Consider the following 14,420-nt stretch of genomic DNA (forward strand, 5'->3'; position numbering starts at 1 on the left):
CTAATAAGTGTGAAAAAAACGACGGATTAGAGCATGAATCTTCATGAGTACCAGGGCAAACAGTTGTTTGCCGAATATGGTCTGCCGGTTTCTAAAGGAATCGCGGTAGATACCCCTGAAGCTGCTGCTGAAGCGGCTCTGAAAATTGGTGGTGATAAGTGGGTTGTTAAGACTCAGGTTCACGCAGGTGGACGTGGTAAAGCCGGCGGCGTGAAGCTGGTTGACTCTCCTGCAGAAGCACAGGCTTTCGCAGCGAACTGGCTGGGTAAAAACCTGGTCACTTATCAGACTGACGCAAATGGTCAGCCAGTTTCCAAAATCTTAGTTGAAGACTGCACTGATATCGCTAATGAGCTGTATCTGGGTGCGGTTGTTGACCGCTCTTCACGTCGTATCGTGTTCATGGCATCCACTGAAGGTGGTGTTGAGATCGAGAAAGTTGCGGAAGAAACTCCAGAAAAAATTCTGAAAGCCACGATTGATCCGGTGACCGGTGCGCAGCCTTACCAGGCACGCGAGCTGGCGTTTAAACTGGGTCTGGAAGGCGTTCAGATTAAGCAGTTCACTCAGATCTTCCTGGGTCTGGCCAAGATGTTTAAAGAAAAAGATCTGGCCCTGCTGGAAATCAACCCTCTGGTTATCACAACTGAAGGCAACCTGCACTGTCTGGATGCTAAGGTAGCGATCGATGGTAACTCTGTATACCGTCACAAAGATCTGCAGGCGATGGAAGATCCATCACAGGAAGACGAGCGTGAAGCGCGCGCGGCAGAATGGGATCTGAACTACGTAGCGCTGGATGGCAGCATCGGCTGCATGGTTAATGGTGCAGGCCTGGCAATGGGTACGATGGATATCGTCTCTCTGCACGGTGGCTTCCCGGCTAACTTCCTGGACGTTGGCGGCGGCGCGACTAAAGAGCGTGTAACCGAAGCGTTCAAGATCATTCTTGAAGACGACAAGGTTAAAGCCGTACTGGTTAACATCTTCGGTGGTATCGTACGTTGCGATCTGATTGCAGAAGGTATTATCGGTGCAGTTAAAGAGGTAGGCGTAAACGTACCTGTTGTTGTACGTCTGGAAGGTAACAATGCTGAACTGGGCTCCAAACTGCTGTCTGAGTCTGGTCTGGACATCATTGCAGCAACCAGTCTGACTGATGCTGCTGAGCAGGCAGTTAAAGCAGCGGAGGGTAAATAATAATGTCCGTTCTGATTAATAAAGACACCAAAGTAATCTGTCAGGGTTTCACTGGTGGTCAGGGTACCTTCCACTCTGAACAGGCTATCGCATACGGCACCAAGATGGTTGGTGGTGTAACGCCGGGTAAAGGCGGTACTGAACACCTGGGTCTGCCGGTATTCAATACTGTTGCTGAAGCTGTTGAAGCGACTGGCGCAGACGCTTCTGTTATCTACGTTCCTGCTGCATTCTGTAAGGATTCTATCCTGGAAGCTGCGAACGGCGGTATCAAGCTGATCGTTTGTATCACTGAGCATATTCCGGTTATGGATATGCTTGAGTGTAAAGTTGTATGTGACAACCTGGGCGTGCGCCTGATCGGACCAAACTGCCCGGGTGTTATCACTCCGGGAGAGTGTAAGATCGGTATCATGCCAGGTCACATCCACCTGCCAGGTAAAGTCGGTATCGTGTCCCGTTCCGGTACACTGACCTATGAAGCAGTTAAGCAGACAACTGATGCTGGTTTCGGTCAGTCTACCTGTGTCGGTATCGGTGGTGACCCGATCCCAGGATCTAACTTCATCGATATTCTGGAAATGTTCCAGAACGATCCACAGACCGAAGCGATTGTTATGATCGGTGAGATCGGTGGTTCGGCTGAAGAGGAAGCGGCTGCTTACATCAAAGCAAACGTAACTAAGCCTGTTGTCTCTTACATCGCTGGTGTGACTGCTCCTGCTGGTAAGCGTATGGGTCATGCGGGTGCGATCATCTCCGGTGGTAAAGGTACTGCAGACGAGAAGTTTGCTGCGCTGGAAGCTGCTGGCGTTAAGACTGTTCGCTCTCTGGCTCAGATCGCCGACGGTCTGCGTGAAGTGACTGGTTGGGAATAACACGCCCAAGTTGCTAGACGGCGCTTCGCGCCTTGCTAGTGGCTAGAAAAAAAAACCGCCGAATGGCGGTTTTTTTGTCTGTAAATGATTGTTTTTAAATCTATTTTTATGCATTATTAGGGCTTATTTTTTAATAGGGATGTTTGAATAATGATTCGATTACGATATTGTTTGATTCTGCTATTGACGTTGGTAACTGCTGGTTGTGCTTCTTTTAAGGCTCCAGTTTACTCACCAGACTATCAGGTGTTAGATAGTCTTAAGAATAAGCCGTTGGTCAGTGTGTCTGTTGCGCCTGTTGAGCCTAAAGATCCTGAGGCTAAAGTTAATAAAATTAGTCTGCGAGCCGCGTCTTTATCTACCGAGCAGGGGACTTTTTCTGCATATTTTGAGCAGTCTATGATTCAGGATCTGACCGAGATGGGAATCTATCAGCCCAGTTCTAATGTGCAGATTAAAGCGACTCTTATCGAAAATGATATCGATATTTCCAGCTTTTCTAAAGGTTATGGCAAGATGGTTGTTGATCTTGAAATCCATAAATCATCAGTGCTCACTTTTTCCAAACAGTATACTGGTCTAACACAGTTTGAATCGTCTTTTGCCGGGGCGGTTGCTATTCCTAAAGCTCAATCTGAATATCCCTATCTGGTTAGGGAACTGCTCAAACAGATATACTCAGACCCTGAATTTATAAAGGAACTCTCAAAATGAAAAATTTTGTTTCAGACCTGAAAAGGAATTTAAAAGCAATATCCGTTATCGCATTATGCAGTGCGGTAGTGGGCTGTGCTCATCCCATCAGTATCAGTCAGCTAGCTGATCATCAGGGATATGCTGGGGAGAAAGTGTCTAAAACAGTTGCTTATGTCATTACTGATGAGCAGAGAAAAGCTGAGGTGACCACTCCCGGGGGGGGAGGTGATAAAATAAGTTACTATCCATATCGCGATCTTGAGGGAACTTTACGCTCCGCATTAGGCTCTGTTTACGAGGGGGTTTATGCACTTAATTCTACAGACGATAATGCGACGATAAAGGGCAATGGTATCGAATTGGTATATGTTCCAAGTATTTCAACTAATTCAAGTTCAGAGTCTGCGTTCACATGGCCGCCTACAGAATTTACGATTGATATGACATGTTCTGTGTATGATGTCGACGGTGGGCTTGTTTCAACACTGGATGTAACAAGTGAAGGTAAGGCCGAATTTGATGAATTTATCAATGAGGTTGGTTTGGCTGCAAAAAGAGCGGCAGGTAGTTTGAATGATAAGTTGACTGAGTCTATTCTCTCCCATGAAGAGTTGAAGTAGTGTTACTTATTTCCTCTTGAGGAGGTTTTACTAAAACCGCCGACTGGCGGTTTTTTTATGTCTGCGGATTGAGTTAACTCAGGGTCTGCGGGTATTCTGGAGGTATCTATAGTTAAGGAGTTTTTATGAGTCTGTTTTCATCTATCAAGTCGATGTTTAGCTCTGCGGATAGCGGCTCTAAAGAGCCTGAAACTCTGCCATCTGAAGAGTATCAGGGTTTTACTATAACACCCGCGCCAATTTGTGAAGAGGGTGGCTATCGGGTTAATGGGCTGATTAGCAAAGGTGAGCAAAGCCACCGGTTTATCCGCGCGGATATGCTTTCCTCCAGTGACAGCTGTGCTCAGGAGATGGTGCGTAAAGCGAAGCAGGTGATTGATCAGCAGGGCGATAATATTTTCGGCTGATTTATTCTGCCTGGTTGGCTTTTATGGTCGTTTACAGCTGTTTGTATGATAATGTTTCAGTTGTTTACACTCAGTTTTAAAAGGATTTTTTAATGCGATATCTGATAATTGCTCTTGCATTGCTGCTGGCTGGTTGTGAAGTTGCGCCGGTAAAAGATGCTGCCAGTGTCCAGGTTTCAACAAAGCTTGATAGTAGCCTGACACTTCCTGTGGCTGCGCCACTCGCCTACTATATTTCCCGTGAAGATCTGCAGCGAGAAGTTAATGGGGCTGATGGCTATTCCCGCTGGAAGTTTTATCCTGGGCCGTTCTTCAAAAAAGCAGCAGATATCGTTTATCCAGATTTTTTCTCGGTTGCCGGACCACTGGCTGAAGATCAGTCTTTTCGCTATCTGGTCAAGCTTAGCAGCGAGGCAGGGTATTCAAATCTGTGGGGCACATATAAGGTAACAGTCACAGCTTCATACCTCGATCGTCAGGGTAATGAGGTGTTTAAAACCACAACGGAGGCCAGTGTTACCGGGGCAAACTTATGGCAGGAGGCTTATACCAGCATTTATGCCGAGGCCCTGAAAGAATCAACTCACCGGTTTTTGAATCATATGGCAGGGCTGAATAGTGATTTACAGCAGCCTATTAGTGATGAGGAACGACAAACAGCTGACTTTGATAAACTGTTGGGAGAGATGAAACCCGCAGGCAACGGTACAGGTTTCTTTATAAACAGCAGTGGTCAGTTGCTTACGGCAGCTCATGTCGTAAATGAGTGTCTGAAAACCGAAGTGCGATACAACGGGCAAAACTATCCGGCGAACAGGGTTGCGCTTAGCAGGGTTCTTGACCTTGCGGTACTGCAGGCTGATCTGCAACCGGCACGTTTTGCCAGCATTCCCGCTAATGCTTCCGATGATGTAGCATTGGGACAGAGTGTATTTGTTACTGGCTATCCACTAGGAAGCATCATGGCGGACTACCCCAGTCTCACAATGGGAAATATCAGCTCTTTGGGAGGCTTGAAAGGAGCGCTGGCCAATCTGCAGTTTTCAGCGCCAGTGCAGCCGGGTAATAGTGGTGGACCATTAATCGACTACAGGGGGAATGCTGTAGGGGTGGTCACCAGCAGTCTGAATCAGTCAATGATGCTGGCTAAGACGGGGACAACGTCTCAGAATGTCAACTTTGCTGTGAGTGCCGAATATATGCGCCGCTTTCTCGATCATTCGCACGTTCAGTACCGTTATAAACCACTGAAAAAGAGTCTGGAAGCGGCTTCAGACGCAGCGGTTAAATTCACTGTACAGATATTGTGTTATCAGTAAGGAGTGCTGAAATGTTCACTAATTTAACCCGGACAAAGATTATCTTGTTGCTGACGGTGCTTTTTAATTCAGGCCTGGTGCAAGCAGCAGATCCCTCTGAGTCATTTACTGAGTATGTTCATCAGGGGGATCCGTATCCTCCTGTATTGTTCCAGAGTAATATTGAGGGCGACACCTTTACGGAGAAGCTAAAATCCTATGGTGCTTTTAAATCCGTAGACAAGGATGCTATGGGCTCGCCTATTGGTATTATCGTTATGAAAGGCTTGCGCATGAAAGCTGATGCAACCAGTTTTTCTAGTTTAATGTTGTCGGCGGGAACTCTTGGGTTAATACCCGTTGTATCGAATAAAAGCTTTAAAGTTCAGTATGGTGTATTTGTTCAGGGGGATCTGCTGTCTACTTTTGACTACGAGATGACCTCCACTGATGTAGAGAACATGTGGAGCGGTCCCCGTACTTCTGAAATGAAGCCAGCAGAGGAGCTTTTTCTGGAAAACAGTCTGTCGCTGTTTCTGAATGATCTGGCAAAAGACCGGAAGGCTCAGGAGCTCTTTCGTGAGTACTATACCTATTTCGATCGCTGAGTGGTAATGGTTGAAATCAGATCAGCTAAAGCGCCTCATGGCGCTTTTTTATGGTGAACCCGATGACTCAGAAACAACTGTTTGCCCGCTATAGTAAAGATCTTAATCCTGGCAGGCTTGAGTGGATTGGCCTGCGACCAACGCGTAAAGCGGATCTTGAGGTGGTTGATAGCGTTGAAGCGCTGGCAGGATTGGGGCTGCAAGGGGATCATCGTTGCAGTAAAACACCGGGCTCTGCCCGGCAGGTTACGCTGATCTCTGCTGAGTTCATCAGGATGATCGAAACCTACACTGGAATTAACACGATTGATCCGGCCCTGTTACGGCGCAATCTGGTAGTCAGTGGTATTAATCTCAATGCTTTACGGCATCAACAGTTCACCATTGGTGGTGCGCTGTTTGAAGCAACCGCGTTGTGCCACCCCTGTCGTCGGATGGATCTGGCGCTGGGCCAGGGCGGGGCTGCGGCTATGCTGGGGTATGGTGGCCTGTGTGCGCGGGTATTGGAGTCAGGTATGATCAGGGTTGGTGATCCGCTGATACCGCAAGTATCAGGTTGATCGTGGTGACGGACGAAGAGGGTGAAGGGGCATTAATGGATAGATCAAAGCCTGTTTTTTGGCGTGATTCACGTATGCCTTATGTGGAACTGCGTCAGGTGAGTGATGGCAGGACTGTGTGTTACGCACCTCATAGCCATGCTCAGTGGTCAATTGGCGCAATTACTGAAGGTATCAGCACGTTTTGTTACCGGGATGAGCGGTGCCAGGTCGGTGCGGGTGATCTGGTGCTGATAAATCCTGATTGGGTCCACGCCTGTAATCCGATCGACAATCAGCCCTGGGCATATCTGATGCTCTACATCGATACTGGGTGGCTAACGGCGCTGCGTACCCGGCTTGGGTTGCTGGAGCAACCTGTGTGGCAAGATATTGGTACCGCCGTTGTTTCTGAGCAGCGGTTTTATCAGGGATATTGTCAGATGGCGGATTGTTTGCTGGACTCTCAGATAGCTCTGCCAGAGAAGCAAACCGCGGTTATCGAATACCTTTCCGGCTTACTGAACTGCCTGGCAGGTCAATATCCATTGCCACTTGAGAAGGTGCCGCAGGCACTCAGTGATCTTGCGGGGTATCTTGATGAAAATGCAACAGAGGATATTCCCCTGGCAGAGATGTGTCTTCGCACTGGCTATAGCGCCGGTTATCTAATCCGGTCATTTAAGCAGTATTTCAGTCTGACGCCCCATGCATATCAGATAAATCGACGGATCCAGCGGGGGCAGCGGGAGTTAAAACGAGGCAGGCCCATTGCTGAGGCCGCATTGACTGCGGGTTTTACCGACCAGCCCCATTTTCAGCGTACGTTTAAACGGATGGTCGCTGCCACCCCAAATCAGTACAGACAATCTCTACTCAGATAGAAGGTAAAAGCAGCTAGCTACCAGCAGGATAGCCAGAGTCCGGTTGATTGTTTTGAGTATTGCAGGCTGGCTTATATATCTGCGCAGACATGCACCTGCATAAACCCAGCTTCCCAGCGATAGCCAACAGATCGGCAGGTAGATTGTCGCAAACAGAAGCAGCTGTTGCATATCGTTTCCGCTGGTGTATGCACCGATTCCTGATGCTGAGGCCAGCCAGGCTTTGGGGTTGAGCCACTGCATCATCGCTCCGGTTATAAATCCGGGGGCTTTCCCCGGTTGCTGTTCTGGCAGTTGCCCGTCAAAGGCGGCAAGCTTGACGCTCAGGTACAGCAGGAAAATGATACCGCCCCAGCGCAGTAAAATAGTTAAAGCCGGGATCATTTCAAGTGTCGTATAAAGGCCCATCCCAATAGCTATAAACAAAACAATAAAGCCGAGAGTCGCACCGGTGACAAATATAAGACCTTTCGAAATGGTGTAGCGGCTGCCACTGCTCAGGCAGACAAGATTTACCGGCCCGGGAGAGATTGAGGCCGCCAGCGCAAAAGTCGACATGGATAAAATGATAGGCAGGGTCATGCTGTTCTCCTCAACGAAAGATGATCAGTATGCCGTGGTCGATGCGTAGGATATTGAATAAAATTGATCTTTATTACGACGCTGAGGGGGGATTTTGAGGTTTGCTAAGAAACTTTCTTGACCTGTCTACTGGTGATGGCCTCAGGCTAGCTGTGAATCGTGAATGAGGTGTTGATGTGCTGACTATTTCTCTACTGGCCAAAAAGTTCAATCTTTCACGGACGACGATTCTCTATTATGAGCGGGAAGGATTGTTGCATCCTCTTAAGAGGGATCTCAATGGTTATCGGCTTTATGGCGACAAGGCGCTGTCCCGGTTATCGCAGATAGTGAGCTACCGGGCGCTGGGCGTTCCTGTTTCTGAAATCGCGCTGTTGCTGGATGGAAACGGTGAGCAGAAGCGCATTCTGCAGGATCAGTTGCAGCGTCTGCAGGCAGAGATAGAGCGGCTTCATCAACAGCAGATGGCGATTCTTAAATTTATGAAACAGCCGGACACTGAGGAGAATAGTATGGTGACGAAAGAGCGCTGGACAGAGATCATGAGAGCCGCAGGGCTAAGTGATGATGATATGCATAACTGGCACATCCAGTTTGAAACACTGGAGCCTGACGCGCATCAGGAGTTCCTTGAGTCGTTGCAGATAGGTGCCGATGAAATCGATCGAATCCGGGCGTGGTCACGTTGTTAACTGTGTAGCTGCAGCCGATGCAGGATAAACGTGGTTTTTTGACCAAAAAGAGAGCCGTGTGGCTCTCTTTAATCTGAGAATAAACGCTGCTATCAAACCGGTTTTGGTGACTTAAAGTACAGCCAGCTAAAGCCGATCAGGCCTGATATCAGGGAAGCAAACAGAATGCCTGTTTTCGCCATCAGAAGGTCAGCTGGATATTGGGCAAAGCCGAGTTCGGCGATAAAGATCGACATGGTAAAACCGATCCCCCCCATAAAGGCCACCCCAATGATATGATTAAAGTTAAGGCCGGAAGGCAGATCGCTGACTTTCAGTTTGACTGCCAGCCAGGTAAAACCGGCGATACCGATCAGTTTGCCCAGAATCAGCCCGGCACCTATGCCCATCGCGACAGGGTGGGCAATAACATCTGAAATCTCTGACCAGTTAATCGGTACACCGGCATTGGCCAGCGCAAAGATAGGGATAATCAGATAAGCGGAAGGCAGATGCAGGTTATGTTCAAGTACCTGAGCCGGCGCCTGAACTTTATATACTCCTTCTCCCAGTGCCCGTACCCGGGATCTTAATGCATCGTTAATGATGATGTTCTCATTCTGGCTGAACAGGCTTTTGATGTGATCAGCACTGTCTCGTACCAGTGAATGGAAGCGGGCGGGATCATATTTTGGTTTCATGGGGATGGTAAAAGCCAGCAGAACCCCTGCAAGCGTGGCATGAACCCCGCTTTTCAGCATTGCTACCCAGAGTACCACGCCAATCAGTGAGTAGGGCAGAATCCGGCGGACACCACCCAGGTTGAGGCAGATTAACAGAAATATCATCAATCCGGCGGTTAGTAGTGCCGTCAGATTGATTGTCTCGGTATAGAACACCGCGATAACAATAACCGCCCCAAGGTCATCGACAATGGCCAGTGCGACCAGGAACATCAGCAAGTTCTGTGGCACCCGTTTACCAAGCAGTGCCAGTGCGCCCAGGGCGAAGGCGATATCGGTTGCCATCGGAATGCCCCAGCCGTTCAGAGTGTGCCCTTCAGGGTTGATTGATACATAGATCAGCGCAGGCATCAACATGCCGCCTGCGGCAGCAATAATGGGCAGTGAGGCCTGTTTTACATTTGCCAGCTCGCCGACCAGCAGTTCCCGTTTAAGCTCCAGTCCCACCACCAGGAAAAATAGTGCCATCAAACCATCATTAATCCAGTGGTGAACGGTTTTCGATAGCTGAAAGCCCTCCATGCCGATGACGAACTTTGATTGAAGGAAGTGGTGATAGCCTTCATTCAGCTGACTGTTTGCAATGATAAGTGCTACAACTGCAAACAGCATTAGCAGAATACCACTGGTTGTCTGGCGGTGAATAAACTCCTCAAATGGGGTTAGCACGGTTTCAAATGCTCGTTCCCAGGGGGCAACATACTCATTGCCGGCAATCCTGCGTCTCCGTCTCATCAATCTCTCCAAGCTACAGATAGGTACTGTTAATCTCGCTGCTGCATTGTAACTAAATCATAGCCTTATGCATGTGTTGTTTTAACTTTTCTTCGGTGGCAGGTTAATCCTGGCAAGGGTAGAGTGATTTGATTATGTTATAAAGAAATACGTCGCGCTGAGTGTTGTCTGGGCGCGGAGTATGGCTAAGTTTATCGAGGATACTGCTGATCAGAGAGTCTTGCGTGGCACCTTCCGGAAGGCAGAAGCCTGCCAGATAGGTTGACTGCTCGGCAGGATGCTCTTTGCCGAGGCGGGTTCTGTAAGCCCGTAATATAAACTCGCTTTCATTTCCTGAGCTTATATTGTCAATGATGGCACCATCAGTAAGGTCTGCGCCTGCCAGGAAGCCAGCAATATAATCAGGGCTGATCGCATCATAGGCATGGTGCTCAGCAAAGGCTGCGGGGGCCGTGGGTAAAGCAAGGGCTGATACTAAAGCGATTGTTTTTTTCATAATCTCTTTCCTTCCGATGCAGTTATCTTTGTCGCTATACGTCCGGGTAACCGGATCAGATCTAAGATGGGGCAGATCTATTGTTTTTGCATAGAATAGTGATCAAATGCAGGATTATCCAGTTAGAGTCATTACTCAGCCAATATTGCCGGAGTACCAATTAAGGGGGGAATGCTGCGCGATATTCTGGACAAAAAAAAGAGAGCCACAGGGCTCTCTTGATCAGATTGATATGTTCTTAAGCGTCGCGACGTGGACGGGGCTTTCGTGGCGCGCCACGGTCATTGCCGCCGCGGTCGTTACGCCCTTTACCCTTAAAGTCGCCCCGCGGTTTACGGGGGGCCGGACGGGCAATTTCACCCTCCATCAGGCTGATATCGATCTTTTTACGACAGATAAATACCCCTTTCAGTTGCTGCAGAACTTCAGGCGGCATCCCTTTGGGTAGCTGAACAGTGCTGTGGTCATCAAACAGACGGATATCGCCAATATGACGGCTATTAATATCAGCCTCATTAGCGATCGCTCCGACGATGTTTTTCACCTGAACGCCATCATTACGACCTACTTCAAGGCGATAGACATCCAGGTCCGCATAGTTGATCCGTTCGCGTTTCGCACCCCGCTCGCCGTCACGGCTATCGCGATCATTATCCCGCTCGCGACGTGGACGTGGTTCAGGCTCTGGAGGCAGTATCAGTGGCTTATCTTTCTGGGCCATGTAAAGCAGGGCAGAAGCCAGATCCAGGGTTTCCAGTTCAGTGTCAGAGGCCAGTTGATCCACCAGCTCGCGGTATGTTGACATGTCCTCATCATTGAAGATGCTGGTCACCTGCTCGCGGAACGATTCCAGACGTTTGTTCTGCACCATATCGCGGGAGGGCAGATCCATCTGCTTTATTGGCTGACGGGTCGCCTGTTCGATCTGTTTCAGCAGGCGTCGTTCACGGGGGGCAACAAACAGAATCGCTTTACCATCACGACCGGCACGACCGGTACGACCGATACGGTGAACATAGGCTTCAGTGTCGTAAGGAATATCGTAGTTGATAACCATGCCGACACGTTCAACATCCAGTCCGCGGGCGGCAACATCGGTTGCGACCAGAATGTCCAGCTTGGCATCCTTTAATCGCTGCACGGTGCGCTCACGCAGTTGCTGGTTCATATCGCCGTTCAGTGGCGCCGCCGCATACCCGCGGGCTTCAAGCTTTTCAGCTATCTCTGTGGTGGCTGTCTTGGTGCGGGCGAAGATGATAATGCCGCCACAATCTTCGGTTTCCAGAATCCGAACCAGTGCATCCAGTTTGTTTACACCGGAAACGATCCAGCAGCGCTGATCGATATTTTCCATGGTGGTGGTCTTGGAGGCGATCTTGATCTCTTTCGGATCGCGCATGTAACGCTTGGTAATGCGGCGGATCTGCTCCGGCATGGTTGCAGAGAACAGTGCGGTTTGTCGTGCCGCAGGGGTTTTAGCCATGATGGTTTCAACATCATCGATAAAGCCCATGCGCAGCATTTCGTCTGCCTCGTCCAGCACCATCGCTTTCAGTTCATCAAGAATCAGTGTGCCACGATCCAGATGATCCATAACCCGGCCAGGTGTACCAACGACAACGTGCGGGCCGCGACGTAACTGTTTCAGCTGCAGAGTGTAACTCTGGCCACCATAGATGGGTAAAACATGAAAACCAGGAATGTGACGTGCGTAAGCCTGAAAGGCTTCAGCCACCTGAACTGCCAGTTCGCGAGTGGGTGCAAGCACCAGAACCTGAGGTTTATTAAGTTTCAGGTCGATACGACTCAGCAGGGGCAGGGCAAAAGCAGCTGTTTTACCGGTACCTGTTTGTGCCATCCCCAGTACATCATCTCCGTTCAGTAGTAACGGAATACAGGCGGCCTGGATGGGAGACGGTGTTTCATAGCCAAGCTCTGTTATGGATTTAAGAACGGAAGAGGGGAGATCAAGGTCGCTGAATGCGACTTGTGTGTCTGACATATTTGAAGGTACCGGAAGGAATGGAATTGTAAAACGCGAAATTATACGCCTATTGTCGAATAAAAGCCCGTATTTTATTAACGTGACTCAGAGTCGGCTGCTAATGGAGCGTCTGATAAGCTCAGATCATCATACCAGCTTAAAAAGCGTGTGCCGCTATTGTCGCTGTCTGTCATGATGGCGACCGCCTGAATCTGCGTATAGGTTTTATTGAACGCGGTGTTAAGATCCTGCTGAAGGTTGCGACTGTGCTGTACCCACTGGCCTGTCTGGTTGCTGCCGCTGTTAAGGGCCCACATTGTTGCCCGGTCGGTAAACGGGTTAAGCCAGCGGCTGTCTACCGGCTGATTATTAGACCATACATAAACGAGGGTGCGTTTTTGCCAGAAAAAGGGGCCGTCTGATACGACAATATACACCCGTACGGGAAAGTCATCCCCCGCCTTCGTGGTTTCTGCGGCTGTGGGTAAGGTTTTACTGATTTTCCAGCGCCAGTTAAGGTATGTTGTTGAGTCGATAGAAATATCTTTTTTATAGTAAAGCCCGGATGCTGAGCTATCTGAGCGCGCTTCCAGTATCTGATTATCCGTTTCAGTTACCAGCGAATAGTGAGTTTCTCCGGCAAAGCTTTCTTTTTGCCACTGAGACATACTCCGCGAATCAAACTGGGGAAGCTGTGCCGGTGAGGCCAAGGCGGTAGGGAGCGCCAGCGCTGATATCAGTGTGATTGCGTAAACTGCTGAGTAAATATTATACATATCTGCTTTACACTTTTTAGTTTCGACTATACTAGAAGTACGTTTTGGATCAGTGTATCAGAGTTTTAAGGCCCATTTCCCCTTCTGGCTATTCTCTGAATTGGTCTGCTGCCGGTAGCTGCTGTTTCCAGGCAGTTACGGCACAATGTGCTGATCTGTAACTACGGGCGAAAGGGCTGTTGTAATGTTCCCCTTTTTATAACAGCTGTTCATCGTGTTACTCTTCGCTCACCCAAGGGGCCTGGTTTTCCAGGCCCCTTTCTGTTGGGGGTTGTAGTCTCTGTTGCTGTAACTATGTTGCCTGTACTGAGGCGTTCGGTGTTAGTTATCTCTGGCGGTTGATGAGCCTATTGTAGCCAAAGCGGGGCGGGCTTTTCGCCAACATCGCGATCCAGTATAGTGCTGGTGGTGTTTTTTACTAAGAGGTTGCTCCTGTGGTGCAGAATCCCGCCTATGAGATGATATGGCAGGTGGTGGCGGCCATCCCCTCGGGTAAGGTGGCTACCTACGGTCAGGTGGCTGAGCTGGCGGGTGTCTCCGGTTCGGCCCGGTTGGTTGGTCGCTGTCTGAGTCAGTTGCCTCTCGATACGCGACTGCCCTGGTATCGGGTCATCAATGCTAAAGGCCAGATCTCATTTCCAGTTGGAAGTGAAGGATACCTCAGGCAGGTTGAACGGCTGCAGGAGGAGGGAGTAGCGGTGCTGAATGGTCGGATCAGTCTGACAAGGTTTCGCTGGTAATCCTGTATTCTCTCACCTTACTTCACCTGTCGATGTTAACTTCTATGCAGTTGTCAGTAGTTTTATAGCCCCAGTTGCTGGCAGCGCGGTGCAATGGGTCAGGATTTCAGCTGTTCAATCAGAAGATCAAGTTTGTTCTCTAACTCTTTGTTGTGTTTCATTATCTCCTCATTCTGGCGACGTAGCTCACGGTTGCGCACATTGGTATCAGCGAAGCCTATCATTTTGCTGGCGATCTGCGCGCCAATAAATCCGACGATTCCGACACCGATATAGAACATCAGAGCAACGATGATTCTGCCGCCCTGGCTGACCGGGTAGAAGTCACCGAAGCCGATGGTGCTGGCACTCATCTGCAGTGCCCAGAAGGCGTCTGCGTAGCTGAGAATATTCGCCTGGGGATGAAGCTGTTCAAACCAGAGCAGGGGAAATGAAAGCAGGGCGATCAGACTATAGAGCAATACGAACGCCAGCACCCCGAGAAACAGACTGCTGTAGTTGCGGACATTATACTCATCAGTGGAATAGATATATCGCCTGACCATCGGTCTCTCTTTACCTGG

The 14,420-nt window shown here is 49.2% G+C and carries 17 protein-coding genes; 11 read left to right on the top strand and 6 right to left on the bottom strand.

Annotated elements, in window-relative coordinates:
* Positions 1-33 precede the first annotated feature (33 nt).
* The 9 genes from sucC (at position 34) to OCU43_RS09620 (ending at position 7,130) form a co-directional block, all read left to right on the top strand.
* Positions 34-1,200, top strand: coding sequence for an ADP-forming succinate--CoA ligase subunit beta (gene sucC / locus OCU43_RS09580; protein WP_091358069.1), 1,167 nt, complete (start codon positions 34-36; stop codon positions 1,198-1,200).
* Positions 1,201-1,202: 2 nt separating this feature from the next.
* Positions 1,203-2,078, top strand: coding sequence for a succinate--CoA ligase subunit alpha (gene sucD, locus OCU43_RS09585; RefSeq protein ID WP_091358072.1), 876 nt, complete (start codon positions 1,203-1,205; stop codon positions 2,076-2,078).
* 150 nt (positions 2,079-2,228) lie between these two features.
* Positions 2,229-2,792: a hypothetical protein gene (locus OCU43_RS09590; RefSeq protein WP_091358075.1), complete on the top strand. Its 564-nt coding sequence runs from the start codon at positions 2,229-2,231 to the stop codon at positions 2,790-2,792.
* The gene (locus OCU43_RS09595) at positions 2,789-3,394 is read left to right on the top strand and encodes a hypothetical protein (RefSeq protein ID WP_091358077.1); all 606 of its coding nucleotides are present in this window, start codon (positions 2,789-2,791) and stop codon (positions 3,392-3,394) included. The genes OCU43_RS09590 and OCU43_RS09595 overlap by 4 nt, the downstream gene beginning before the upstream one ends.
* Positions 3,395-3,519: 125 nt before the next feature.
* Positions 3,520-3,801, top strand: a complete 282-nt coding sequence (locus OCU43_RS09600; protein ID WP_091358080.1) for an HlyU family transcriptional regulator — start codon at positions 3,520-3,522, stop codon at positions 3,799-3,801.
* Between the two features lie 92 nt (positions 3,802-3,893).
* Positions 3,894-5,120, top strand: a complete 1,227-nt coding sequence (locus tag OCU43_RS09605) for a S1C family serine protease (RefSeq protein WP_091358082.1) — start codon at positions 3,894-3,896, stop codon at positions 5,118-5,120.
* A gap of 11 nt (positions 5,121-5,131) precedes the next feature.
* Positions 5,132-5,707: a hypothetical protein gene (locus OCU43_RS09610; protein ID WP_091358085.1), complete on the top strand. Its 576-nt coding sequence runs from the start codon at positions 5,132-5,134 to the stop codon at positions 5,705-5,707.
* Between the two features lie 62 nt (positions 5,708-5,769).
* The gene (locus tag OCU43_RS09615; RefSeq protein WP_091358594.1) at positions 5,770-6,267 is read left to right on the top strand and encodes an MOSC domain-containing protein; all 498 of its coding nucleotides are present in this window, start codon (positions 5,770-5,772) and stop codon (positions 6,265-6,267) included.
* 35 nt (positions 6,268-6,302) lie between these two features.
* Positions 6,303-7,130 (top strand): AraC family transcriptional regulator, encoded by an 828-nt coding sequence (locus OCU43_RS09620; protein ID WP_091358087.1) that lies wholly within the window; start codon positions 6,303-6,305, stop codon positions 7,128-7,130.
* Here OCU43_RS09620 and OCU43_RS09625 read toward each other — a convergent pair.
* Positions 7,119-7,712: a LysE family translocator gene (locus OCU43_RS09625; RefSeq protein WP_175483519.1), complete on the bottom strand. Its 594-nt coding sequence runs from the start codon at positions 7,710-7,712 to the stop codon at positions 7,119-7,121. The genes OCU43_RS09620 and OCU43_RS09625 overlap by 12 nt on opposite strands.
* A gap of 176 nt (positions 7,713-7,888) precedes the next feature.
* Between OCU43_RS09625 and OCU43_RS09630 the strand changes: the two genes are divergently transcribed.
* Positions 7,889-8,404, top strand: a complete 516-nt coding sequence (locus OCU43_RS09630) for a MerR family transcriptional regulator (protein WP_091358090.1) — start codon at positions 7,889-7,891, stop codon at positions 8,402-8,404.
* A gap of 92 nt (positions 8,405-8,496) precedes the next feature.
* Here the strand turns inward: OCU43_RS09630 and nhaA are convergent, their stop codons facing one another.
* From nhaA to OCU43_RS09650, 4 genes are all read right to left on the bottom strand, one after another.
* A complete protein-coding gene (gene nhaA, locus OCU43_RS09635; protein WP_091358095.1) occupies positions 8,497-9,861 on the bottom strand; it encodes a Na+/H+ antiporter NhaA in 1,365 nt (454 codons plus the stop codon).
* Between the two features lie 103 nt (positions 9,862-9,964).
* Positions 9,965-10,357: a Rap1a/Tai family immunity protein gene (locus tag OCU43_RS09640; protein WP_091358098.1), complete on the bottom strand. Its 393-nt coding sequence runs from the start codon at positions 10,355-10,357 to the stop codon at positions 9,965-9,967.
* Positions 10,358-10,595: 238 nt separating this feature from the next.
* A complete protein-coding gene (locus tag OCU43_RS09645) occupies positions 10,596-12,359 on the bottom strand; it encodes a DEAD/DEAH box helicase (protein ID WP_091358102.1) in 1,764 nt (587 codons plus the stop codon).
* Between the two features lie 77 nt (positions 12,360-12,436).
* The gene (locus OCU43_RS09650) at positions 12,437-13,009 is read right to left on the bottom strand and encodes a DUF3047 domain-containing protein (RefSeq protein WP_175483520.1); all 573 of its coding nucleotides are present in this window, start codon (positions 13,007-13,009) and stop codon (positions 12,437-12,439) included.
* Between the two features lie 542 nt (positions 13,010-13,551).
* On the opposite strand from OCU43_RS09650, the gene OCU43_RS09655 reads away from it, so the two are divergent.
* On the top strand, positions 13,552-13,857 hold the full coding sequence (locus OCU43_RS09655; RefSeq protein WP_091358108.1) for an MGMT family protein: 306 nt from the start codon (positions 13,552-13,554) through the stop codon (positions 13,855-13,857).
* 98 nt (positions 13,858-13,955) lie between these two features.
* Here the strand turns inward: OCU43_RS09655 and OCU43_RS09660 are convergent, their stop codons facing one another.
* Entirely contained in the window at positions 13,956-14,402 is a 447-nt protein-coding gene (locus OCU43_RS09660; protein WP_091358111.1) for a potassium channel family protein, read from the bottom strand.
* Positions 14,403-14,420 lie beyond the last annotated feature (18 nt).

It is taken from the genome of Amphritea atlantica (assembly GCF_024347255.1).
GTDB classification, from domain to species: Bacteria; Pseudomonadota; Gammaproteobacteria; order Pseudomonadales; family Balneatricaceae; genus Amphritea; species Amphritea atlantica.